The sequence below is a fragment of the Phreatobacter aquiterrae genome, assembly GCF_053471285.1.
Map to the genome: position 1 here is coordinate 115,781 of NZ_JBJPHW010000005.1, position 21,517 is coordinate 137,297.

At 66.0% G+C, this 21,517-nt stretch carries 22 protein-coding genes, 1 tRNA gene and 1 pseudogene; 10 read left to right on the forward strand and 14 right to left on the reverse strand.

The window, feature by feature from the left end; all coding sequences use genetic code 11:
• Positions 1-79: 79 nt before the first annotated feature.
• From ACJ4V0_RS09570 to ACJ4V0_RS09585, 4 genes are all read left to right on the forward strand, one after another.
• Positions 80-382 (forward strand): YggT family protein, encoded by a 303-nt coding sequence (locus ACJ4V0_RS09570; RefSeq protein ID WP_448299354.1) that lies wholly within the window; start codon positions 80-82, stop codon positions 380-382.
• Between the two features lies 1 nt (position 383).
• Positions 384-725 carry a hypothetical protein gene (locus ACJ4V0_RS09575; RefSeq protein ID WP_448299355.1) on the forward strand — a complete coding sequence of 114 codons (342 nt, stop codon included), beginning with the start codon at positions 384-386 and terminating at the stop codon, positions 723-725.
• Positions 726-840: 115 nt separating this feature from the next.
• Positions 841-1,215: a hypothetical protein gene (locus ACJ4V0_RS09580; protein ID WP_448299356.1), complete on the forward strand. Its 375-nt coding sequence runs from the start codon at positions 841-843 to the stop codon at positions 1,213-1,215.
• Positions 1,216-1,345: 130 nt separating this feature from the next.
• Positions 1,346-1,792 (forward strand): hypothetical protein, encoded by a 447-nt coding sequence (locus ACJ4V0_RS09585; protein ID WP_448299357.1) that lies wholly within the window; start codon positions 1,346-1,348, stop codon positions 1,790-1,792.
• On the opposite strand, the gene rlmB is transcribed toward ACJ4V0_RS09585, so the two are convergent.
• Entirely contained in the window at positions 1,793-2,626 is an 834-nt protein-coding gene (gene rlmB / locus ACJ4V0_RS09590; RefSeq protein ID WP_448299358.1) for a 23S rRNA (guanosine(2251)-2'-O)-methyltransferase RlmB, read from the reverse strand.
• Between the two features lie 135 nt (positions 2,627-2,761).
• Between rlmB and ACJ4V0_RS09595 the strand changes: the two genes are divergently transcribed.
• Both ACJ4V0_RS09595 and ACJ4V0_RS09600 read left to right on the forward strand, forming a co-directional pair.
• Positions 2,762-2,846 (forward strand) — tRNA-Tyr (locus ACJ4V0_RS09595).
• Between the two features lie 165 nt (positions 2,847-3,011).
• Positions 3,012-3,599 carry a histidine phosphatase family protein gene (locus ACJ4V0_RS09600; protein ID WP_448299359.1) on the forward strand — a complete coding sequence of 196 codons (588 nt, stop codon included), beginning with the start codon at positions 3,012-3,014 and terminating at the stop codon, positions 3,597-3,599.
• Here ACJ4V0_RS09600 and ACJ4V0_RS09605 read toward each other — a convergent pair.
• Together ACJ4V0_RS09605 and ACJ4V0_RS09610 are read right to left on the reverse strand one after the other, a co-directional pair.
• Complete coding sequence (locus ACJ4V0_RS09605) at positions 3,589-3,981, reverse strand: thiol-disulfide oxidoreductase DCC family protein (RefSeq protein ID WP_448299360.1); 393 nt, start codon at positions 3,979-3,981, stop codon at positions 3,589-3,591. The genes ACJ4V0_RS09600 and ACJ4V0_RS09605 overlap by 11 nt on opposite strands.
• Before the next feature lie 323 nt (positions 3,982-4,304).
• A complete protein-coding gene (locus ACJ4V0_RS09610) occupies positions 4,305-5,054 on the reverse strand; it encodes a Crp/Fnr family transcriptional regulator (protein ID WP_448299361.1) in 750 nt (249 codons plus the stop codon).
• 294 nt (positions 5,055-5,348) lie between these two features.
• Between ACJ4V0_RS09610 and ACJ4V0_RS09615 the strand changes: the two genes are divergently transcribed.
• The 4 genes from ACJ4V0_RS09615 (at position 5,349) to ACJ4V0_RS09630 (ending at position 7,976) form a co-directional block, all read left to right on the forward strand.
• Entirely contained in the window at positions 5,349-5,963 is a 615-nt protein-coding gene (locus tag ACJ4V0_RS09615; RefSeq protein ID WP_448299362.1) for a sll1863 family stress response protein, read from the forward strand.
• A 246-nt stretch (positions 5,964-6,209) separates the two neighbouring features.
• Positions 6,210-7,010 carry a DUF1269 domain-containing protein gene (locus tag ACJ4V0_RS09620; protein ID WP_448299363.1) on the forward strand — a complete coding sequence of 267 codons (801 nt, stop codon included), beginning with the start codon at positions 6,210-6,212 and terminating at the stop codon, positions 7,008-7,010.
• Positions 7,011-7,160: 150 nt separating this feature from the next.
• Positions 7,161-7,679: a hypothetical protein gene (locus ACJ4V0_RS09625; protein WP_448299529.1), complete on the forward strand. Its 519-nt coding sequence runs from the start codon at positions 7,161-7,163 to the stop codon at positions 7,677-7,679.
• A 147-nt stretch (positions 7,680-7,826) separates the two neighbouring features.
• A complete protein-coding gene (locus ACJ4V0_RS09630; protein WP_448299530.1) occupies positions 7,827-7,976 on the forward strand; it encodes a hypothetical protein in 150 nt (49 codons plus the stop codon).
• Positions 7,977-8,014: 38 nt separating this feature from the next.
• On the opposite strand, the pseudogene ACJ4V0_RS09635 reads toward ACJ4V0_RS09630, so the two are convergent.
• The 11 genes and pseudogenes from ACJ4V0_RS09635 to ACJ4V0_RS09685 all read right to left on the reverse strand — a co-directional run.
• Positions 8,015-8,614 (reverse strand): annotated as a pseudogene (locus ACJ4V0_RS09635) (carbonic anhydrase); the annotation flags it as partial.
• A complete protein-coding gene (moaA, locus tag ACJ4V0_RS09640) occupies positions 8,520-9,584 on the reverse strand; it encodes a GTP 3',8-cyclase MoaA (RefSeq protein WP_448299364.1) in 1,065 nt (354 codons plus the stop codon). The gene moaA and the pseudogene ACJ4V0_RS09635, both read right to left, overlap by 95 nt.
• Entirely contained in the window at positions 9,581-9,889 is a 309-nt protein-coding gene (locus ACJ4V0_RS09645; RefSeq protein WP_448299365.1) for a hypothetical protein, read from the reverse strand. Before ACJ4V0_RS09645 ends, moaA begins: the two co-directional genes overlap by 4 nt.
• A 10-nt stretch (positions 9,890-9,899) precedes the next feature.
• Entirely contained in the window at positions 9,900-10,739 is an 840-nt protein-coding gene (locus tag ACJ4V0_RS09650; RefSeq protein ID WP_448299366.1) for a peptidylprolyl isomerase, read from the reverse strand.
• Between the two features lie 40 nt (positions 10,740-10,779).
• Positions 10,780-11,493 carry a respiratory nitrate reductase subunit gamma gene (gene narI, locus ACJ4V0_RS09655; RefSeq protein WP_448299367.1) on the reverse strand — a complete coding sequence of 238 codons (714 nt, stop codon included), beginning with the start codon at positions 11,491-11,493 and terminating at the stop codon, positions 10,780-10,782.
• A 13-nt stretch (positions 11,494-11,506) separates the two neighbouring features.
• Positions 11,507-12,259, reverse strand: coding sequence for a nitrate reductase molybdenum cofactor assembly chaperone (gene narJ, locus ACJ4V0_RS09660; protein ID WP_448299368.1), 753 nt, complete (start codon positions 12,257-12,259; stop codon positions 11,507-11,509).
• Positions 12,259-13,776, reverse strand: coding sequence for a nitrate reductase subunit beta (gene narH / locus ACJ4V0_RS09665; RefSeq protein WP_448299369.1), 1,518 nt, complete (start codon positions 13,774-13,776; stop codon positions 12,259-12,261). Before narH ends, narJ begins: the two co-directional genes overlap by 1 nt.
• Positions 13,777-13,790: 14 nt before the next feature.
• Entirely contained in the window at positions 13,791-17,543 is a 3,753-nt protein-coding gene (locus ACJ4V0_RS09670; protein ID WP_448299370.1) for a nitrate reductase subunit alpha, read from the reverse strand.
• 36 nt (positions 17,544-17,579) lie between these two features.
• On the reverse strand, positions 17,580-18,944 hold the full coding sequence (locus tag ACJ4V0_RS09675; RefSeq protein ID WP_448299371.1) for an MFS transporter: 1,365 nt from the start codon (positions 18,942-18,944) through the stop codon (positions 17,580-17,582).
• A gap of 58 nt (positions 18,945-19,002) precedes the next feature.
• Positions 19,003-20,640: an MFS transporter gene (locus ACJ4V0_RS09680; RefSeq protein WP_448299372.1), complete on the reverse strand. Its 1,638-nt coding sequence runs from the start codon at positions 20,638-20,640 to the stop codon at positions 19,003-19,005.
• 61 nt (positions 20,641-20,701) lie between these two features.
• On the reverse strand, positions 20,702-21,160 hold the full coding sequence (locus ACJ4V0_RS09685; protein WP_448299373.1) for a universal stress protein: 459 nt from the start codon (positions 21,158-21,160) through the stop codon (positions 20,702-20,704).
• Between the last annotated feature and the right edge of the window lie 357 nt (positions 21,161-21,517).

Below are 21,517 nucleotides of genomic sequence, written 5' to 3' on the forward strand. Positions count from 1 at the left end.
CACAAACAGGCGGGCGGGGGATTGTTGTCCCCCGCCCGTTCTTTACCCGGGCGCCGCTTCGCGCTAGGCGAGAGTGATCATGACCCTGTCCGCTGCCGACTGGCTCTACCACGGCCCCAATCTCCTCCTCGCCGCGCTGCTCTACACGCTGGTGGGCCGCTACATCCTGTCGCTGCTCTTCAAGCCGGACAGCGACAAGGTGATCTGGCGGGTCTTCGCCCAGGTGACCGACCCGGTGCTGCGGTCCGTCCGCACGATCACGCCGGCCATCGTCCCGAACGGTCTCGTCATGATCGCGACGATCTTCTGGCTGGTCATCCTGCGTATGCTCTGGCTGCTGATCGCCGCCATGTTCGGCTTCCTGCCGAAGGTCGGAGGCTGACATGGACGAGCGCGAACAGGCCCTCCGGCAGGACGGCTACCTTCTCGGCATCGCGACGCTCGGCCTCGTCAACGGCATGCATTTCTCGCCGCTCTACGACGGCGCCTTCGTGCTGCTGCGGCCGATCCTGGCGACCCTCTTCATCACCTCGCCGGTGATCCAGTTCTACCTGTCCTCGCTGCTGCTGGCGGTCGGCTCGGTGCTGCTCGCCGGCATCCCTGCCGCCCTCTTTGAGCGCGCGACGGGACGCACGCAGAGCGATCCGACGTCGCTGAGCATCTGGCTCGCGGGGACCGGCATCCTCGCGCTGCCCGCCTTCGGCAGACTGTTTGGCGTGATCTGACGCCGGACGACGGATCGCGGCGAAAATCAACAGCGCGTGAGAGTGGCACAATCCCCTTCTGTGTCCGGCCCCGCATGTTACGCTGGAGCGTTCCTCATCGTTGCCGCGAGCTTCCATGTCGCCCGAGATCAGGCGCGCAGCTCTTTTCTCCACCGCACGCGGATGCGGGTTCGCGGCGCTCGCCATTGTCACCGCGATGATCGGCTTCGTCTCCGAACCGGTGCTGGCGCTGAAGATCGGCGGCGTGGCCTTTCTGCTCTCGGCGGCGATCCTCGTGCTCAAGGCGTGGCATGCGCCCCGCAAGCCGTTCCGCGATACCGAGGTCTGGCTGCTGCTGGATGAGGTGGACAGGCCGATGGCGGCCTTCGCCCAGGCGGCCATCGCCGGGGCCCGCGTCGAGGCCTTCTACCGCTTCGCCCATATGGCCGCGACCATCGCCGCGATCCTGCTCGTCGGCGCGCTGCTGGCCAGCCTTCTTGTGAATGGCTGATCCGGCCTGCCCGCACCGTTCATCACGTTTCGAATTGCTGGCTGCGGCGATGCATCCCCCGACTTCCGGCGCGGCCCCGGTGGCGCTAGATTTAAGCTGGGTGTGGCGCCCGACGACGAAAGGTCCGGCCATGAGCGGTTGGTCTCGCATGCCGGTGGCGTTGGCGCTGCCGATGTTCATCACATTCGCGACGGCGGCGGTCGCCCAGACCCGCAGCGTCTCCATCACCGACGAACGGGGCAGGGGCGGCGAGATCGTCACCCGCCACGCCTATGATTGCGGCGGCTGCCCGGTCCGCCGCGCCCGCGCCGGGGTCTGGCGCCAGAGGCCGCCGGTCGTCGACTATGGCCAGGCGCTGCCGATCTACCAGCCGCCCGTCCACACCCATCCGCACCACGTGGTGCCGGTCTATCCGCTCAGGCCGCGATCGGGCCCCTATGCGGTCACCGGCGCGCCGGCGCGCCCCGCCATGGGGCCACGCCAGCCCTATTATCCCAGCGGCTCCGAAGCGCGCGTCATCACCCTCGACGGTCAGCGGTTGCAGCAGCCGCGCCAGCAGCGCCGGCCGCGCCGATGATCAGCGCCTGAGGCCGAGCCGGGTCGTCACCGCGTAGAGGGCGAGCGCGGCGGCATTGGAGACGTTCAGGCTCTTGATCACGCCGGGCATGTCGATGCGCGCCAGCGTGTCGCAGGTCTCGCGCGTCAGCTGCCGCAATCCCTTGCCCTCCGCGCCGAGCACGAGGGCCACCGGCTCGCGCAGCTTCACAGCGTCGAGGTCGTCCTCGCCCTCGCTGTCGAGCCCGATGATCTGGAAGCCGCGCTCCTTCAGTTCCGTTATGGCACGGGAGAGGTTCTGCACGGTGACGAAGGGCACGTGCTCAAGGCCGCCCGAGGCGCTCTTGGCGAGCACGCCCGTGGCTTCCGGTGAATGCCGGTTGGTGGTGACGATGGCCTTGACGCCAAAGGCCGCGGCCGAGCGCACGATGGCCCCGACATTGTGCGGATCGGTGATCTGGTCGAGCAGCAGCAGCACGCCCTCGGCGGGCATCGTATCGATATAGGGTGCATCGAGAGCGTCCGCCTCGGCGAACAGGCCCTGATGCACCGCATCGGGCGTCGCTGCGAGCCGCTTGTCGATGTCGCGCACCGGCACGATCGTCGCCTCGTGCGCGATACCTTCCTCGTCGAGGCGCTTGGCGCCGTTCTCGGTGGCGAGCAGCAGGCGGATCCGGCGGTTCTTGTTGCGCAGGGCCTCCGACACCGTGTGCCAGCCATAGAGCAGCACCGTGCCCGTCTCGAACTCGGGAGCAGGCTCGCGCAGCACGCGTCCGCCACGCCCCTTGAAGGGCTTGCCGGGCTTGGAGAAGGGACGGAAGGGCTTCTTGGGCCCCTTGGGAGGAGATGTCGTCATGCGCCCTCTTCCCATGCGGAGGCCGCCTTCGCAATGGTGCGGCGCCGCCGTTTTGCTTTGCCGGTTGACAGGGCGGGGGGGCGTCCCTATCAAGCGCGCCACACCCCAAGGGCTTCGGCCCCACGGGACTGGGACGGGGGAATGTCCCGAGCGGCAAAGGGGGCGGACTGTAAATCCGCTGGCTACGCCTTCGCAGGTTCGAGTCCTGCTTCCCCCACCATTCCGTCCATCCCGCCACCGCGGACAGCATGCGCCAGGCGAGAGGCATGAGCGGAGTCCCGCGTGCGGCCGGCGGCCGTCTTGGCTCGATGCGCGCAATGAGGCCTCTCACGATCGGCGATCCGCCGTAGCCTGCGCCGCGTATGTAGGCCGTCAGGAAGGCACGATGGGACGAATTCTCGACGGGCTGGGACGCCGCTTGATGCTGCTGGCTGCGTTAGGCGGACTGGTGGCTTCTGCCGCCCCGCTCGCAGCGCAGGACGCGGAGCAGCGGGCCTGGCAGGTTCTCGCCTCGGGCGGCGTCGTCCTGTTCCGTCACGCCAATGCGCCGGGCGGAGGCGATCCCCCGGACATGCGGATCGGCGACTGTGCCAGCCAGCGCAATCTCGATGACGCAGGACGGGCGCAGGCCGCCAGGATTGGTGGCGCCTTCGCACAGCGGTCTGTCCGGGTCGGCGCGGTGCTCGCGTCGCAGTGGTGCCGGACCCGCGAGACGGCGGAGCTGGCCTTTCCGGGCCGTGCCAGCGAGGAACCCGCCTTCAATTCGTTCTTCTCGGCGCGCAGCCGGGGTGAGGCTCAGACCCTTGCGGCGCGTCGGATCCTGGCGGCCTGGAACGGGCCGGGCGCGCTGGTCGTAGTGACGCATCAGGTGAACATCACCGCCCTGACGGGCATCTTTCCTGCGTCGGGCGAGGGCATCGTGCTCCAGCGCCGGGGCGGCGACTGGGCCGTGGCCGGGCGCATCAGGCCCTGAGGCTGCTGCGCCGCTTCCATCGACCGAAGGCGCGCGACAGGAAGGGGCGGACCGGCAGGAAGGCCCGGTAGCCGAGCTCCAGCAAGGGCGTGACTCCCGGAAGACGCGCGATCCGCGCGGCAAGGCGCCAGGCGGGAATCGCCGACCAGAGCGTCACGAAGGCCGCCGCGCCCGACTGCATGGCTCCATCCGCGTCGCGCACATGAAAACGCGCCATCGCCGTCGACGGGGTCAGGCGCGGGTCCAGCGGCGCATCCAGCGCGGACACGTCCACGAAGCACACCCGTCCCTCGCCATCCTGGCGACGATAGAGGTCGATCTCGGCCCGGCAGAGCGGGCAGGAACCGTCGTAGAAGACGGTCGGCTTTTCGTCGGGCTGCATGGTCGACCCTCGCCGGCAGGACATCGTACCATCTACGGCCGGCAGGGCGCTGCGGTTCGTCTCAGGTCTCCGACGTCGGCCCATGGCTTCTTCCGCCGGCCCTGAGCTTCATTGGTCCCCTGTATCGGCCGGCGCGTTCCCAGGCTGGCAGCAAGACACGTCTGAGCCCCCATCGATCGGAATGGCCGTGAAGGCCTCCACGGCGTGGCGGCGCATGGCGCTGGCGGGCTTGCTGGTTCGGTGGCACACATGGCCGTGCACATGCGTTCTCGCCTATGGAGAGCCAGGTGACGGCGAACACTCCCTTTGCCTGGATCACATCCTCACGCCGGCTTGCTTCGCGGGAGGAATTCGTCGAGTTCGTCCTGCATCTCGCGATAACAGCCACATGCTGCAGCCTTGAGGCCCGGCCGGTCCACGACGATCACCGACCCTCGCTTGTGCCTGATGAACCCGGCTTTCACCAGCGCGTGCATAGCAGTCGAAACTCCGGCGCGCTGATAGCCCAGCATCATCGCAAGAGATTCGTGCGTCAGGGGAAATTCGTCTGACAGGGCATGGTCCTGCGCGATCAGCAGCCAGCGACAGCAGCGTTGCTCGATATGGTGCAAACGGTTGCAGGCGATGTGCCGCGCAAGTTCGCTCAGCCCGAAGCGGACGTAATTCTGAACGACCTGGCGAAGTGCGTCATCATTGGCGAGCTCGCGTCGCATGGCATCACACCCCATGCGAAGGGCCGTTCCCGGAATTTGCACGACCACGTCAAGGATCGTCCTGTCGACACCAACCAGCGGCAGCAGATTGGCGACGCCTTCAATGCCGACGGCGCCAATCTCCACCGTTTTTCCGTCTTCCATCGTCTTGGCAATACAAACGAGGCCTCGGTTGATGAAATGGATGTGCGTGATCGGCCGGCCAGAGGTATCGAGTCTCTGCCCCTGGACCAGGCTCACGGGTTCGGAAAGCCGCAGTATCCGGTCCAGCGTCGCGGGAGGCAACGCAAGCAGCAGGCGATTGTTGATGCCCCTCCGGTCATGGGGCGGTGCGGCCGAAACGTTAGAGGTCACATGCATGGCGGCATACCTCTGACGGACTGAACAACGGAAGGTTGTGGAACAGGCTTCGACGCCTGAAGCCCAAGGCTGGCAGGCATCGGCCACCATATCATATCGAGCGGGCCCCGGTGGACCAGCGCCCCTGCAGGAGCGCGAGGCATTGAGAAAACGGGTAGTCGCGCGGGTCTCTCATTGATCGAGGTCAATCGATCGGCTCCTTTTCGACGCGGATGTCCGAAATCGGACAGAACTCCGGACCTTGGGCGGGCAAACTCCAAGACAGTTAATCTTCACATCGAGAGGACCAGTCCGATGCCCACCCAAACCAGCAGCGCTCACTTCTTTCTCAGCTGGGCCAAAGAGCGGATTGACGAGATGGATGCCACCTTGACCTCGCTCGAAAACAAGTCCGCGCAGATGCAGGTGGATACCCGCGTCAAGGCCGACCAGTTCATTGCCGAGTTGAAGAAGAAGCGGGACGAATTCGAAGCCGCCGTGACGAAGCTGGCTGAAGCGGGGGAGGCCACGGCCGAGGGCGCCAAGGCAAGGCTCGAGACCGAATGGAAGACCTTCGAGGGAGAGACCAGGAAATACCTTGAGACATTCGGCGCCGGATTCGAGCAGCAACAGGCTGTTTTTCAGAGCCAGGTCACCGCTCAGCTGAATGCGTGGCGCGACACGGCGGACAAGCTGCAGGCCGCCGCGAAGGAGTTCGCCGTCGAGCGCCGGCGGGAAATCGATGCGACCGTCTCGCGCATGAAGACCGACGCCGCGACTGCCGAGACCAAGCTCCAGGACCTCGCCCGGGCGGGAACGGAATCCTGGTCGGCCCTCAACTCCGCGCTGTCTGAAACACGCGCCACGTTCGATCGCGCCAATCAAGCCGCGCGTGAGGCGTTCAAGCGAGCGATCAGTCCCGCTCAATAGGCGGTGGCTCATCGTTCGGCCAACTGGCGGATCGTTTCCTGTCGGGGTCGCCGATGGGCAGGCCAGTTCCCCTTAACCGCTCGGTGCCGGACAGCCCGTGAATTCGACCGAACTGACGTCGCGATCATCTGCGGTCGCGACGGGGGGGGGGGACCAGTCCCGTCAGCCGACAGGCGCGCGGCCGCCGACAGGGGGAAAATCCACCCACCTCACGACCCAACAACCCTAACAGAAGGAACCATACCCATGAACAAGATGATCGTTGCGGTTTTCGACCGCGAAGCCACGGCCTTCGAAGGGCTCAGCGCCCTGAAGGATCTGCACCGGAATGGAGATATCTGTCTCTACTCGTCGGCGGTGATCGCCAAGGACAACACCGGAAAGATCGAACTCAGGCAGGCCGTCGAGACGGGGCCGGTCGGCACCGCGGTGGGACTGCTCACCGGCAGCATGGTCGGGATCCTTGGCGGGCCGGCCGGAATGGCCATCGGTGCCTCTCTCGGCGGCCTGGCAGGCTTTGTCTTCGACCTGAACAAGAGCGGCGTCGATGTGACGTTCCTCGACGATGTCTCGAAGACCCTCACGTCCGGCAAGGTCGCCGTTCTCGCCGAAATCGAGGAGAGCTGGACTGCTCCGGTCGATACGAGCCTGAACAAGCTCGGCGGCATGGTGTTCAGACGGCTGCGCGGCGAAGTGGTCGGCGACCAGCTGGCGCGCGAGGGCGCTGCTCTCAAGGCCGATCTGAAAGCGCTCAACGATGAGCTCGAGCATGCCGTGGCCGAGAACCGCGCCGCCATTCAGAAGGACATCGAACTGGTGAAGTCGCAGATCAAGGCGACCCAGGAGCAGGCCAAGGCACGGCTCGATCAGGCCAAGGCGGAAGCCGATGCCCGGATCAAGACGCTTCAGGATCAGGCGCAGACTGCGACCGGCCTTGCGAAGGCACGGATCGAAAAGCGCATTGCTGACGTCAACGCGGAACTGGACGTGCGCTCGAAGAAGCTCAGTCAGGCCTGGGAACTGACCAAGGAAGCACTCGCGGCCTGAGATCAGTCTCGTACGCGATCACATCGGACAAGATCAGGCGGTGCTTGGTTCGCAGCCCACGCTGCTTCAAGCGCCGCCTGAACCGACGTGAAACCTGGAAGCCGCCTGGCATCAAGAGGGATGAATGTCCCCACCATCGCAGGGCTTCCAATGTCCATCATCACTCCAGATCGCCCTCAACCAAGGACAGACATTCCTGTCAGGCGCATATCAGCGTTCATTTACGGGAACATCCTCGTTCTGTCGGCCTTGGTTCCTCTGTCGCCGGACAGCCTGCAAAGCACCAAGGCGTTCCTGTACGTCCTGGGGGTAGGGCTTTCGACATTCGTTGCCCACGTGGGCGCGGATCTCTTCGCGCACCTCCTGCGTCATCCCGACGGCAGCGGATTGTATGCAACATTCAAACATGATCTGCGGGACGCGGTGCCGATCGTCACGTCCACGATTGTTCCAACCGTCGTCCTTGTTGCTGCGTGGCTCGGATGGGTTGAAGGAGGGTTCGCCTGGACCATCGCGATCGGCGCGACGCTCCTGCGGCTGTCGTTCCTTGGTCCCGTCGCGGCGTGGGTTGCGCGGGAGCCTGTGTCGCCATGGCCGTTCTTCGCAGGTGTGCTGCTCGCCTTGTCGATCGCCGTCATAGCCTTGCTCAAGGCGATGCTCACCCACTGACGATTCAGCCAGGCAAACTGCGAACTCAGCTTGACGGAAATGGCGGCGGCGCAGCCCAGGCGCGAGGCATCAGGGGCCCTCGCATCCGTCATCCCGTGTCCTGCCTGACAGCAGGGCGGGACAGCGCCTCCGTCTGCCGGAATGGCCGTGAAGGCCTCCACGGCATGGCGGCGCATGGCGCTGGCGGGCTCGCTGGTGCTGGTGGCGCACTGGTCGATGTTCGAGAGCCGGTCGCGCTCCTCCAGCGAGGTGATCGGCGGTTCCTCTTCGCGCAACAGCCCGTCCTCGACACCGTAGATCCAGCCATGGACATGCAGCGGCTGCCCGCGCGCCCAGGCCGCCTCGATGATCGGCGTCTGGGCGACGCGGTGGAACTGCATCCGCACGTTGAGCTCGCACATGCGGTCGAGCCGACGGCGCTCGTCGCCGATCTGCGCAAACAGCGGCTGGTGCTTACGGTATTACATGACCAGCGGCTGGAGCCAGTGGTCGACCAGGGCCGACCGGTCGTCGCCGAGCGCCCGCCTGACCCCGCCGCAGCCGTAGTGGCCGCAGACGATCACATGGCCGACCTTGAGCGTCTCGATGGCGAACTCCAGCACCGCGAGCAGGTTCATGTCGCTGGTGTGGACCATGTTGGCGATGTTGCGCTGGACGAAGACCTCGCCGGGATCGAGGCCGAGCACGTCGTTGGCGGTGACGCAGCTGTCGGAGCAGCCGATCCACATGTAGTTGGGCGACTGCTGCTCGGCCATGCGGACGAAATAGGTGGGATCGTCGCGCGTCTTGCGCTGCGCCCAGGCGACGTTGCGGTCGAACAGGGGGTCGAGGATCACGGCGTCAGCCTCCCGTGACGTGCATGCCGCGGCGCGTCGCCGGCGCGCTCCATCCGTCGGAGAAGGCGTGACCGGCGGGTTTGGCGGCGATGGCAGCATCGATCGCGCGGTGCAGGGCCTCGTCTCCCGGATCGGACCTGAGGGCCGCCTTGAGGTCTGTGCCCTCCTCGCGGCCGAGGCAGGCTTCCAACTGGCCGGTGGCGGTGACGCGGACCCGGTTGCAGGCCGCGCAGAAATTGCAGGTGGTGGCCGCGATGAAGCCGACACGACGGCCCGTCTCGGCTATCTGCCAATAGCGAGCCGGGCCGCCGCTGCGGTGAAGGCTGGGCGTCAGAGTGAAGTGGCGTTCCAGCCTCTCGCGCACCTGGGCGAGCGGGATGAAGTGATCGGCCCGGCCGAACCCCGTCTCGCCGATGGGCATGACCTCGATGAAGGTAACGTCCATGCCGCGCCCGTGGCCGAACTCCACCAGGCGGTGGAATTCGTCGTCGTTGACGCCGGCGAGCGCCACGGCATTGATCTTGACCGCGAGGCCAGCGTCCCGGGCCGCCTCGATACCCGCGAGCGTGTCCGTGAGGCGTCCGCGTCGGGTGATGGCCACAAACCGGTCGGCGTTCAGCGTGTCGAGCGAGACGTTGACACGCCGCACGCCGGCGCGGGCGAGCGCCGCCGCATGGTGGACGAGCTGGCTGCCATTGGTGGTGAGCGTCAGCTCGTCGAGCGCGCCCGTGGCGAGGTGCCTCCCGAGTTCGTGCATCAGGTCGACCACGCCGCGCCGGACAAGGGGCTCGCCGCCGGTGATCCTGAGCTTGCGGACGCCGCGCGCGATGAAGGCGGAGGCGAGGCGGTCGAGTTCTTCCAGGGTCAGGAGGTCGCGCTTGGGCAGGAACTCCGGCCGCTCCGACATGCAGTAGAAGCAGCGGAGGTCGCAGCGGTCGGTCACCGACAGCCTGAGATAGGTGATCGCCCGGCCGAAGGAGTCCACCAGCGTCGGGTGCAACGCCGATCCCGCCCGGCGGGACGAGGCCGCGCTGGGTCCGGTGTCGCGTGGCGGGGTGAGGGCGTTCATGCGTGGGTTCCCCCGCAGCCGCAGGTTCCCCCGCCGCTGCACGAAGCGGACAGCGCCCGCTTCAGCAGGATGCCGCCGGGGTCGTCCGATCGCGCCATCTGTCCGATCAGTGTCGCCCACTCCTCGTCGGTGGCCGTATCGGCATAGGTCTCGACGCATTCGGCCGCATAGAGCCCTGTCGACAGGCCCGCGGCATCGGCCTTCACCGTGACGGCGGTGACGAGCGTCAGGTCGTCGAGGCCCGCCAGGGCCTGTTCGGCGACGAGCGGGTCGTTGAAGCGGGCGAGAAGGTCACCGAGCAGCATCCTGTCCTCCTCAGTGAACGCGGTGGTCGGCGGCGCCGGCCATGTCGAACCCCTTGATGTCGGCGGCCGACACGAGGCGGGCGATGTACTGGGCCTGAGCGCGATGCCCCGCTGCTTCGTGCAGATAGGCCGCGATGCGGTCATGGACGAGCTCGAAGGGCAGGTCGCGTCCCTCGATCCGCCGCTCGACGCGCACGACGTGATAGCCGAAGCGGGTCTCCACCGGCTGGCGCGAGATCTCGCCGGGCGCGAGGTTCGCCAGCCCTGTCTCGAACTCGGGCACCGTGCTTCCCGGCAGCAACTGGCCGAGCGATCCGCCCTGTCCGGCGGACGGGCATTGCGAATGCGCGCGGGCGAGGTCCGCGAAGGCATCCGGATCGGCGGCGAGCCGGTCGCATAGGCTCTGGGCCGTGGCGGCCGCGGCCTGCCGTGCCTCAAGGTCTTCCGGCGCTGCCGCCAGCAGGATATGCGCGGCTTCCGTCAGCGTTGCCGAGCGGAAGCGCGCCCGGTGGTTCTCGTAGTAGCGCCGGCATTCCTCGGCCGAGGCCTGCGGCACGGTCACCGCGCGTTCGACGAGGGTGCGGATGGCCGCCTCCTCGTCGGTTTCCATCCGGCCCTCGCCGTCGCTGGCGGGAGTGCCGGCGACGCCGAGCCGGCGGGCCTCCTGGACAAGCAGTTCCTTCACGACCAGAGCCGTCGCCGCCGCGTTCCACGCGTCGGCGGGGCGCTCGTTGGCGTGATTGCGGGCCTCGCGCAGGATGTCCTGGCCGGCGATGGCGATGCCGTTGACGCTGACGCGCTGGCGCGGCGGCTTGGCGATGAGGGTGCGGACGGGGGCAGTCGCGCTCATGACACGATCCTTGTGTGTGGGGTCAGCCGTCGGGGCCGGTTCACTTGGTCGCCGGGGCGACGCGCCGTCCGTCGCGGGTCCGGACGATCTGGTAGCCGCGGCGACCGAGGTACCAGACCGGCGCCGACCAGACGTGGACGAGCCGGGTGAAGGGGAAGATCAGGAAGATCGTCAGGCCGAGAAAGATGTGCGCCTTGAAGATGAGGTTCACATCGGCGATGGCCTGCGAGGCGCCCGGCTGCAGGTAGGCGATGCCCTGCGCCCAGGTCATGAACTTCACCATCTCGTGGCCGTCGAGGTGACCGAGCGACAAGGGAATGGTGAGGAGCCCGAGGCAGAGCTGCACGAAGAGGATCACCAGGATCGCCGTGTCGGCGAAGGACGACGTGGCGCGGATGCGCGCGTCGAACAGCCGCCGGTGCAGCAGCAGCACAAGGCCGATGAAGCAGGCGATGCCGGCGATGCCGCCTGCCACGATCGCCAGCACCTGCTTGGCGCCGTGCGAGATGCCAACAGCGTCGAAGACCTGGATCGGCGTCAGCAGGCCGACCAGATGCCCCGCGAAGATCGCGAGGATGCCGATGTGGAAGAGGTTCGACCCCCAGCGCAGCTGGCCCGTGCGGAGCATCTGCGAGGACGAGGCCTTCCACGTGTACTGCTCGCGGTCGAAGCGGATGAGGCTGCCGGCGAGGAACACGGTGAGGGCGAAGTAGGGATACCATCCGAAGACGATGTGATTGAGCGTGGCGGCCATGACGCGGGCTCCTTCAGGCAATGGGGAGGCGGTTGTGCGTGACGACGGTGCGCACGCCGGCGGGGGCAGGGGGCGTCATGCCCTCGGCCGGTCGGTTGGCGGCGCGCAGTTTGGCGCCGAGCGTGTCCTTGCCGCAGGCGGCCGCCGCCGCGCCGGGGCCGAACGTGACCTCCTCCTCCTGCCAGACGGCGTCGAGGGCCTCGAGATCGTCCGGCTGGATGCCGTCGTCTGCGACGATGGCGGCCATGTCCTCCGGCTTCGGCTTGGCCTTGGAGAGCGCGACCATGGCCCGGAACAGGCCGGCATAGGGCGAGGAACGCTTCTCCAGCCGCGCCGCCAGCGTGATCAGGATGTGCACGGTTTCGCCGAGGAAGGAGACGGCTTCGTCTGCCGGCCTGAGCGACAGGTATTCCAGGAAGGCCGGGATGTAGTCCGGCAGCTCCGAGGTGTTCAGTTCGAAGCCGGCCGCCTCATAGAGCTGCTTCAGATCGACCATGGCCTGACCGCGGTCCCGGCTCTCGCCGTGCACATGTTCGAACAGGTGCAGCGACAGCGAGCGGGTCCGGTCGAACAGGAATACGTAGCGCTCCTGCAGGTCCATGAGGTCACCGCCCGCGAGATCCGCGAGCAGGGGTTCCATGAGCCGCCGGGCGGGTGAGCCGAGGAGGCCTTCCGCCTCCAGCACCTGGCGCATGGCGGGGATGGCCGCGACCATCGCCGCGCTCGGATAGGCGGCGAGCGCCGAGAGAACCTTGAAGGTCTTCATCACACGATCTCCATCGGGTTCTTGGCCTTGGGTTTGCCGAACAGGCTCGGCTTCGAATCGCCGTCCGAGCAGCCGTTGCCGAAGGAGAAGCCGCACGAGCCACGCAGCTCGTAGGCGTCCTCCGTCCATTCGCGGTGGCTGGTCGGGATGACGAAGCGGTCCTCGTAATTGGCGATCGCCATCACGTGGTACATGTCCTCGATCGCCGCACCGGTCATGCCGACGCGCCGGGCGATGGTGTCGTCGATGACTCCGTCGATGGTCTTGGCGCGCATGTAGGCACGCATGGCCAGCATCCGCTCCAGCCCCGTGACGATCGGCTGTTCCTTGCCGGCGGTCAGGAGATTGGCGAGGTACTTGACCGGGATGCGCAGCGACTTCACGTCGGGCATCTCGCCGTCGATGCCGATCTTGCCGGCCTCCGCCGCCGACTGGATCGGCGAGAGCGGCGGCACGTACCAGACCATCGGCATGGTGCGGTATTCGGGATGGAGCGGGAAGGCGATCTTCCACTCCATCGCCATCTTCCACACTGGCGAACGCTTGGCGGCCTCCAGCCAGTTTTCAGGGATTCCCTGGCGGCGGGCCTCCTCGATCACGGTCGGATCGTTCGGATCGAGGAAGAGCTTCAGCTGTTCCTCGTAGAGATCCTGCTCGTTCTTGGTCGAGGCGGCCTTCTCGATACCGTCGGCATCATAGAGCACCACGCCGAGATAGCGGATGCGGCCGACGCAGGTCTCCGAACACACCGTCGGCTGGCCGGCCTCGATGCGCGGATAGCAGAAGATGCACTTCTCCGATTTGCCCGAGCTCCAGTTGAAGTAGATCTTCTTGTAGGGGCAGCCCGAGACGCACATGCGCCAGCCGCGGCACTTGTCCTGGTCGATCAGGACGATGCCGTCCTCGTCGCGCTTGTAGATGGCGCCCGAGGGACAGGCGGCGACGCAGGTCGGGTTGAGGCAGTGCTCGCACAGCCTCGGCAGATACATCATGAAGGTGTTTTCGAACTGGCCGTAGATGTCCTTCTGGATGCCGTCGAAATTCTTGTCCTGCGAACGCTTGGCGAACTCGCCACCGAGGATTTCCTCCCAGTTCGGCCCCCACTCGATCTTCTCCATCCGTTCGCCGGTGATCAGCGAACGCGGCCGCGCCGTCGGGAAGGCTTCCAGCTCCGGCGCCTTCTGCAGGTGCTCGTAGTCGAAGGTGAAGGGCTCGTAGTAGTCGTCGATCTCCGGCAGGTCGGGGTTGGCGAAGATGTTCGCCAGAACCCGCCACTTGGAGCCGATGCGCGGCTGGATCTTGCCATTCGACTTGCGCTTCCAGCCGCCTTTCCAGCGGTCCTGGTTCTCCCAGTCCTTCGGATAGCCGATGCCGGGCTTGGTCTCGACATTGTTGAACCAGGCGTATTCGACGCCTTCGCGGTTCGTCCAGACGTTCTTGCAGGTCACCGAACAGGTGTGACAGCCGATGCACTTGTCGAGGTTCAGCACCATCGCGATCTGAGCGCGGATCTTCATCTCTGTTCTCCTGTTCACTCTGCCGCGACGGCCGGGGCCGCGCCGTGGCGCGCCTTGGCCTCGTCGAAGGGGCGTTCGAGCCAGTCGACGTTCGCGAGCTTGCGGACGATGACGAACTCGTCGCGGTTGGTGCCGATGGTGCCGTAGTAGTTGAAGCCGTAGGCGAGCTGGGCGTAGCCGCCGATCATGTGTGTCGGCTTCAGCACCGCGCGGGTGACCGAGTTGTGGATGCCGCCGCGGTTGCCGGTGGTCTCCGAACCCGGCACGTTCACGATCTTCTCCTGGGCGTGGTACATGAACACCGTGCCGGTCTTCATGCGCTGGGAGACGACGGCGCGGGCGACGAGGGCGCCGTTGCTGTTGAACGCCTCGACCCAGTCGTTGTCGACGAGGCCGGCTGCCGCCGCATCCACCTCCGACAGCCAGACGATCGGCCCGCCGCGGGACAGCGTCAGCATCATCAGGTTGTCGGTGTAGGTTGAGTGGATGCCCCACTTCTGGTGCGGCGTGATGAAGTTCAGCACCACCTGCTTGTTGCCGTTGGGCTTCAGGCCGATGACCGGTTTGGTCGTCTTGAGATCGACCGGCGGGCGATAGACGCAGAGCGCCTCGCCGAAGGCCCGCATCCACAGGTGATCCTGGTAGAGCTGCTGGCGCCCGGAGAGCGTGCGCCAGGGGATCAGTTCGTGGACGTTGGTGTAGCCGGCGTTGTAGCAGACCTTCTCGCTCTCCAGACCCGACCAGATCGGCGACGAGATGATCTTGCGCGGCTGGGCGACCACGTCGCGGAAGCGGATCTTCTCGTCCTCCTTGGGGATGGCGAGGTGGGTGTGATCGAGGCCGGTGAAGCCGCCGAGCGACTTCCAGGCTTTCACCGCGACCTCGCCGTTGGTCTCCGGCGCCATCATCAGGATGACCTCCGCGGCGTCGATGTCGGTCTCGATCTTTGCGAGGCCCTTGTTCGCCCCGTCACGATGCTCGCCGTTGAGGGCCTTCAGCAGGTCGACCTCGTGCTCGGTGTTCCAGGCCATGCCCTTGCCGCCATTGCCGACCTTGGCCATGAGCGGGCCGAGGGAGGTGAAGCGGGCGTAGAGATTGGGATAGTCGCGCTCGACCACCGTCACCGTCGGCATGGTCTTGCCGGGGATGGGCTCGATCTCGCCCTTCTTCCAGTCCTTGACGTCGAAGGGTTGGGCGATCTCGCCGGGGGTGTCGTGCATGATCGGGGTCAGCACGACGTCCTTCTCGACGCCGAGGACCTCTGGCGCGACCTGCGAGAAGGCCTTGGCTATGCCCTTGTAGATCTCCCAGTCCGACTTCGATTCCCACACCGGGTCCACGGCCGCCGTCAGCGGGTGGATGAAGGGGTGCATGTCGGAGGTGTTGAGGTCGTTCTTCTCGTACCAGGTGGCCGTCGGCAGCACGATGTCCGAATAGACGCAGGTCGTGGACATGCGGAAGTCGAGCGTCACCAGCAGGTCGAGCTTGCCCTCCGGAACATCGTCCCGCCACTTGACCTCCTTCGGCTTGACGCCGCCGGTGCTGCCGAGGTCCTTGCCGAGCACGCCGTGGGTGGTGCCGAGCAGGTGCTTCAGGAAGTACTCGTGGCCCTTGCCGGACGACCCCAGCAAATTGGAGCGCCAGACGAACAGGTTGCGTGGCCAGTTCTTCCGGTTGTCGGGATCCTCCCAGGCAAAGTTGAGCTCGCCGGATTTCACCGCCGCCGCGACATAGTCCTTCACCTCGAGCCCCGCGGCGGCCGCCTTGCCGGCGATCTCCAGCGAGTTCTCCTGCAGGGTCGGATAGGCCGGCAGCCAGCCCATGCGCACGGCGCGGATGTTGTAGTCGATGATCGATCCGTCCCAGTCACCCTTCGGTGCGGTCGGCGAGAGGATTTCCTCCGGCGTGACCGTCTCGTAGCGCCACTGGTCGGTGTTCACGTAGAAGGCCGAGGTTGAGTTCTGCTGGCGCGGCGGCCGCGACCAGTCGAGCGCGAAGGCCAGCGGCGCCCAGCCCGACTGCGGGCGCAGCTTCTCCTGGCCGACATAGTGCGACCAGCCGCCGCCCGACTGGCCGATGCAGCCGCACATGACCAGCATGTTGATCACGCCGCGGTAATTCATGTCCGAGTGGTACCAGTGGTTCATGGCGGCGCCGATGATCACCATCGAGCGGCCCCTGGTCTTCTCGGCGTTGCGAGCGAATTCGCGCGCGACCGTGATGATCTGGTCGCGCGGCACGCCGGTGATGCTCTCTGCCCAGGCCGGCGTGTAGGGGCCGGTCTCGTCATAGGTCTTCGCCACGGTGTCGCCGGCGAAGCCGCGGTCGACGCCGTAGTTGGCGAGCATGAGGTCATGAACCGTGGCGACCAGCGCCTGGCCGTCTGCGAGCGCGACCCGCTTCACCGGCACCTTGCGGGTGAGGATGGATTCGTCCGTCGTCGAGGCGAAGTGCTCGTGCGCGATATTGCCGAAGTAGGGGAAGGCGACGTCGGCGAGTTCGCCGCCGGCGAGCGACAGGGCCAGCTTCGTCGGGTGGCCGCTGGTATCCTTTTCCTCCAGGTTCCACTTGCCCTTCTCGCCCCAGCGGAAGCCGACCGAGCCGTGCGGCACGCAGATCTCGCCGGTGGTCTCGTCGATGGCGACCGTCTTCCAGTCGGGATTGTTGGTCTCGCCGAGGCCGCCCTTGAAGTCAGAGGCGCGGAGCTGGCGTTCGGGCACCAGGCGGCCGTCCTGCTCGACCAGGCGAACCAGCATCGGCATGTCCGAGTACTGGCGCACGTAGTCGTGGAAATAGGTCGCCTGGCGGTCGACGTAGAACTCCTTGAGGATGACGTGGCCCATGGCCATGGCCAGCGCCGCGTCGGTGCCCTGCTTCACCGAGATCCAGAGATCGGCGAACTTCGAGGCTTCCGAATAGTCGGGGCAGATAACCACCGACTTGGCGCCGCGATAGCGCGCCTCGGTGTAGAAATGGGCATCCGGCGTGCGCGTCTGCGGCACGTTCGAACCCCACAGGATGAGGAAGCCCGAATTGTACCAGTCGGCCGATTCCGGCACGTCGGTCTGCTCGCCCCAGGTCTGCGGCGAGGCGGGCGGCAGGTCGCAGTACCAGTCGTAGAAGGACATGCAGACGCCGCCGAGCAGCGACAGGTAGCGCGAGCCGGCCGCGTAGGAGACCATCGACATGGCCGGGATCGGCGAGAAGCCGTAGATGCGGTCCGGGCCGTAGGTCTTGGCCGTGTAGGCGTTGGCCGCGGCGACGATCTCGTTGGTCTCGTCCCAGCTCGAGCGCACGAAGCCGCCGTGGCCGCGCTTGGAGGTGTAGCTCGCCCGCTTCTCGGGGTTCTCGACGATCGAGGCCCAGGCCGCCACCGGCGTCATGGTGGCGCGTGCCTCGCGCCAGAGCTTGGCCAGCCGCGAGCGGACCATCGGGTACTTCACCCGGTTGCCGGAATAGAGGTACCAGGAATAGGAGGCGCCGCGGGAGCAGCCGCGGGGCTCGTGGTTCGGCAGGTCCGGCCGCGTGCGCGGATAATCTGTCTGCTGCGTCTCCCAGGTGACGATCCCGCCCTTGACGTAGATCTTCCAGGAGCAGGAGCCGGTGCAGTTGGCGCCGTGCGTGGAGCGGACGATCTTGTCCGACTGCCAGCGCCTCCGGTAGCTGTCCTCCCAGCTGCGGTCCTCGGTGGTGGTGATCCCGTGACCGTCGGCGAAGTCGCCCGTGGTCCGGTTGAAGAAGGTCAGGCGATCGAGAAAATGGCTCATCGTCTTGTCGCTCCGGTGAGGACGGGATTGCGGGTGTCAGCAGGGATTGGCGGCGCCACGACGGGCGTACATCCACCAGTTCATCGCGACGTTGAGGGCGAAGAACACGGCGAGCCCGTAGAAGACCGGCGTGGCGACCTTGAAGGTCGCGAACGACCAGGCGAACAGCATGCCGAAGATGAAGGGACCGTAGGCCGCGATCGCCGCGGTGAAGCCGATGACGCCGCCGCCCTGGCGTGGTTCGAACAGCATCGGCATCTGCTTGAAGGTCGAGGCGTTGCCGACGCCTGCGAAGAAGAACAGCGCCAGCATGGCCGCCACGAAAACGGGGAAGCTCGAAAGCGCGGTCGGCTGGGTGTTGATGGCAACGAGAATGGCGCACACGACCATGCCGATGCCGGCCCAGTGCGTGATCTTGGCGCCGCCGATCTTGTCGCAGAGCGGGCCGGCGAGAACGCGCGAGGCCGAGCCGACCAGCGGGCCGTAGAAGGCATAGGTCAGTGGATCGGGAGCGCCCTCGAAGCTGCCATAGACTTGGCGGATGAGTAGCGGAAAGGTCGCCGACAGTCCCGAGAAGCCACCGAAGGTCATGATGTAGAGCGAGGTCATGGACCAGGTGTGCTTCGACTTGAAGATGTCGAACTGCTCACGGAAGTTCGCCTTGATCGGCACGGACTTGAGCAGCAGCCATCCGCTGATGCCGAAGACGGCGACGAAGGGGATCATGACGGCGGGCGCGTTCTGCAGCCAGATCTGGCTCTGCACACCGGCGCGCGTCATGGTCTGGGACTCGCCCATGAAGCCCATGCCGCCGATCAGGGCGAAACCGATGACCCATGGCGTGATGAACTGCACGACGGAGACGCCGAAATTGCCGATGCCTGCCTGGATGGCGAGCGCGGTGCCCTGCAGGCGCTTCGGGAAGAACATGCTGGTGGAGGGCATGAAGGACGAGAAGTTGCCTCCGCCGAGGCCGGCGAGGAAGGCCAGCACCATCAACCACCAGTAGGGCGTGGTCGGATCCTGGACCGCATAGAACCAGCCGACGAGCGGGATCAGCAGTGATAGGGTCGACAGGCTGACCACGTGCCGGGTCCCGTACATCGGCGTCAGGAACATGTGAATCAGTCGCAGCGAGCCGCCGGCAAGCCCTGGCATGGCCGCCAGCCAGAAGAGCTGGGTCGGCGTGAACTTGAAACCGATCTGCGGCAGCCGGACCACGAGTGCGGAGACCAGGAACCAGACGATGAAGGCCATCATCAGGTTTGCGGTGGTGATCCAGAGCGTCCGCCAGGCCAGGCGGCTGCCGCCGCCGTCCCAGAAGGCCTGGTTTTCCGGTTCCCATTTCTGGAGCCAGGTTCCGCCGGGGGCGGAAGCGGCTTGGCTGTTCTGGGCCGTCATGGCATGTCCCTTCTCGAAGGTGCGGCCACCCGTCGTGATGACGGGTGCCTCGCCTGGTTCACGGTTGTGATTGGCTTTGCGGGTTGAGCTTGCGCAGTACGCTGCGCAGGTCCTCGAGGCTGTTGAACCGGGCGGTCAGTTGCAGGCCGGCGCCCTTGTCGATCAGATCGACCTTGCTGCCGAGCAGCCTGGCGAGTTCTGCCTCGGCCTCGCGCTTGTGCGCGCCCTCGGCGGCGATCGCTTCGTCGACGGAGCTGATGATGTATTCATCACCAAAGCCGCCCTCGGGCTCCTTCAGCCAGATGTAGCAGACCAGCCAGCTGATGAAGGCACCGGCCGAGATGATCAGGAAGAACTGCGACGCGGTGACATAGGTCAGGATGAAGAGATAGAAGACCGCGCCGACATTGCCGTAGGCGCCGGCCATGCCCGAGATCTGCCCGGTCACGCGCCGCTTGATCGAGGGAATGATGCCGAAGGTGGCTCCCTCGGCCCCCTGCACGAAGAAAGAGCAGCCGATGGTGATGGCCACGGCGATGACGAGAGGCCAGCGCGAGTCCATCAGCCCCATGAGCAGGAAGCCGACGCCGATGCCGAACATGTAGGCCATCATCACGAAGCGGCGATTGCCGAACCGGTCCGAAACGAGGCCGCCCATGGGACGGGCGAAGAGGTTGACAAAGGCGAAGGACGAGGCGATCAGGCCGGCCATCGCCGCGTTGAGTCCCCAGGTCTCCTCGAAGAACATCGGCAGCATCGAGACGACGGCCAGTTCGGCGCCGAAGTTGGCGAAGTAGGTCGTATTCAGTGCGGCGACGCTCGTGAACGGGTAGCGGTCGTCCTCGGGGATTCCCTCCCGCAGGATCGGCGCGTTGACCCGCCAGGCCTGCCAGAGCTGGTAAAGGACGATCACAACGAGGGCGAAGTAGATGAATCCCGCCGTCATCGCGTCGAGGTAGTTCATGTTCTGCATGCGCCAGACGAGGATCGACAGAATGCCGACCATCGGCACCGTGAAGATCATCAGCAGGACGAGATCGCCCCAACTGCTCACCTCGAGGGCGGCCGCCTTGCGCGGCTTGCGATGGACGGTGCCGGTCGGGCCGTCGGTGATAGCGAACCAGTAGAAGACCCCGTAGGCCCCCATGACGATGGCCGAGATCGCCAGCGAATAGCGCCAGCCATGTTCTCCGCCGAATATCGTCAGGGCGATCGTCGGCAGGGTCATGGCCGCGGCGGCGGAGCCGAAATTGCCCCATCCGGCATAGAAGCCTTCGGCGAAGCCGATGTCGCGGGGCTTGAACCACATGGCCGTCATGTGGATGCCGACGACGAAGCTTGCACCGACCGAGCTGAGCACGAGGCGCGAGATGAACAGTTGCTCGCGGGTCTCGCCAAAGGCGAAGACAAGGCCCGGGATCGCCATCACGACCATGAGGAGGGAAAACACCCGCCTCGGACCCCATTTGTCGAGGGCCATGCCGACCAGAATGCGGGCCGGGATGGTCAGGGCAACGTTGGCGATGGCGAACAGCCGCAAGTCGTCTCGCGTCAGCCAGTTGGCGGCGCGGAGCATGGACGACGCCAGCGGCGCCATGTTGAACCAGACGTAGAAGCAGATGAAGAAGGCGATCCACGTCAGGTGGAGCGCTCTGATCTCGCGGTTCTTGATGATGAAGAGATCGCTGGTTTTCATGGTGAGGCTCGAAGTTGCGCCGGGACCCGGGGTCCGCGAGCTGAGGGCCTTACGTGGATGGTCACGGCGCGGGAACGATCAGGAGGGGAACCTGCGCGCGGCGTGCGAGGAAGGCGCTCACCGAGCCGAAGGTCATGTGGTCGAATTCCTCGACCAGGGCGTCGATCCGCCGGCCGATGAAGCCACGATCCGGCTTGTGGCTGTGGCGGGCCAGGATCAGGAGGTCAGGCTTCCGCTCTTCGGTGGCGCGCAGGATCATCTTGCGCGCATCGCCTTCTGCCAGCAGGACCTTGGCGGCAAAGCCCGCGGCAATCAGTTCCGCAGCGGCGGCATCGGCTGCCGCCTTCTGCTCGGAGAACTGCTCCTGAAACATGTCATCGGATGCGGCGGTGGCGCTACCCGGGTCCTCGATCACGCTGATCAGCGTGACCTCGGCCTTGGTGTCAGCGAACAGGCGCATCATCGTATCGAGAGCGATGCGCGCGTTTCGGGAGTGATCGTAGGCCAGCATAATGTGCATGAGTGGTGTCCCCTCTCTGGCGGCGCCGGAGCGATGCGGCTGGATCGGTTCTCTGACGAGACGCGCGGCCCATCAGCTGTCCAGCCCCTGGTCAAGATCTCAGTGATGGCGGCCGCGCTGTTCCCGCTGCAGGCACGTGTCCTGCGCCAGCGCCATCCTTCCGGGAGAAGTCGCGTCAGTGAGAAGTGGCGGAGTGAAGGAGATAACCGTCACGATTGTCGCAGCAGCATCGTCGGGCGTCATGGCAGTGGCCTTGGCTGGCGAATACGGCGAAGAGGCCGCAAGGAACGTCGCAACAAAAGTCCGGAACGGCACAAAATGTATTGATTGAAATCAAAGGTAGATCATGCGGCGCAG

What these genes read in the sequence shown, in the direction of transcription:
- ACJ4V0_RS09670 (WP_448299370.1), bottom strand. Translation starts at nt 17,543, where the DNA reads ATGAGCCATTTTCTCGATCGCCTGACCTTCTTCAACCGGACCACGGGC.
- narJ (WP_448299368.1), bottom strand. Translation starts at nt 12,259, where the DNA reads ATGAAGACCTTCAAGGTTCTCTCGGCGCTCGCCGCCTATCCGAGCGCG.
- ACJ4V0_RS09580 (WP_448299356.1), top strand. Translation starts at nt 841, where the DNA reads ATGTCGCCCGAGATCAGGCGCGCAGCTCTTTTCTCCACCGCACGCGGA.
- ACJ4V0_RS09645 (WP_448299365.1), bottom strand. Translation starts at nt 9,889, where the DNA reads ATGCTGCTCGGTGACCTTCTCGCCCGCTTCAACGACCCGCTCGTCGCC.
- ACJ4V0_RS09650 (WP_448299366.1), bottom strand. Translation starts at nt 10,739, where the DNA reads ATGAGCGCGACTGCCCCCGTCCGCACCCTCATCGCCAAGCCGCCGCGC.
- moaA (WP_448299364.1), bottom strand. Translation starts at nt 9,584, where the DNA reads ATGAACGCCCTCACCCCGCCACGCGACACCGGACCCAGCGCGGCCTCG.
- ACJ4V0_RS09620 (WP_448299363.1), top strand. Translation starts at nt 6,210, where the DNA reads ATGAACAAGATGATCGTTGCGGTTTTCGACCGCGAAGCCACGGCCTTC.
- narI (WP_448299367.1), bottom strand. Translation starts at nt 11,493, where the DNA reads ATGGCCGCCACGCTCAATCACATCGTCTTCGGATGGTATCCCTACTTC.
- ACJ4V0_RS09575 (WP_448299355.1), top strand. Translation starts at nt 384, where the DNA reads ATGGACGAGCGCGAACAGGCCCTCCGGCAGGACGGCTACCTTCTCGGC.
- ACJ4V0_RS09585 (WP_448299357.1), top strand. Translation starts at nt 1,346, where the DNA reads ATGAGCGGTTGGTCTCGCATGCCGGTGGCGTTGGCGCTGCCGATGTTC.
- ACJ4V0_RS09570 (WP_448299354.1), top strand. Translation starts at nt 80, where the DNA reads ATGACCCTGTCCGCTGCCGACTGGCTCTACCACGGCCCCAATCTCCTC.
- ACJ4V0_RS09680 (WP_448299372.1), bottom strand. Translation starts at nt 20,640, where the DNA reads ATGAAAACCAGCGATCTCTTCATCATCAAGAACCGCGAGATCAGAGCG.
- ACJ4V0_RS09610 (WP_448299361.1), bottom strand. Translation starts at nt 5,054, where the DNA reads ATGCATGTGACCTCTAACGTTTCGGCCGCACCGCCCCATGACCGGAGG.
- ACJ4V0_RS09600 (WP_448299359.1), top strand. Translation starts at nt 3,012, where the DNA reads ATGGGACGAATTCTCGACGGGCTGGGACGCCGCTTGATGCTGCTGGCT.
- rlmB (WP_448299358.1), bottom strand. Translation starts at nt 2,626, where the DNA reads ATGACGACATCTCCTCCCAAGGGGCCCAAGAAGCCCTTCCGTCCCTTC.
- ACJ4V0_RS09685 (WP_448299373.1), bottom strand. Translation starts at nt 21,160, where the DNA reads ATGCACATTATGCTGGCCTACGATCACTCCCGAAACGCGCGCATCGCT.
- narH (WP_448299369.1), bottom strand. Translation starts at nt 13,776, where the DNA reads ATGAAGATCCGCGCTCAGATCGCGATGGTGCTGAACCTCGACAAGTGC.
- ACJ4V0_RS09625 (WP_448299529.1), top strand. Translation starts at nt 7,161, where the DNA reads ATGTCCATCATCACTCCAGATCGCCCTCAACCAAGGACAGACATTCCT.
- ACJ4V0_RS09615 (WP_448299362.1), top strand. Translation starts at nt 5,349, where the DNA reads ATGCCCACCCAAACCAGCAGCGCTCACTTCTTTCTCAGCTGGGCCAAA.
- ACJ4V0_RS09675 (WP_448299371.1), bottom strand. Translation starts at nt 18,944, where the DNA reads ATGACGGCCCAGAACAGCCAAGCCGCTTCCGCCCCCGGCGGAACCTGG.
- ACJ4V0_RS09605 (WP_448299360.1), bottom strand. Translation starts at nt 3,981, where the DNA reads ATGCAGCCCGACGAAAAGCCGACCGTCTTCTACGACGGTTCCTGCCCG.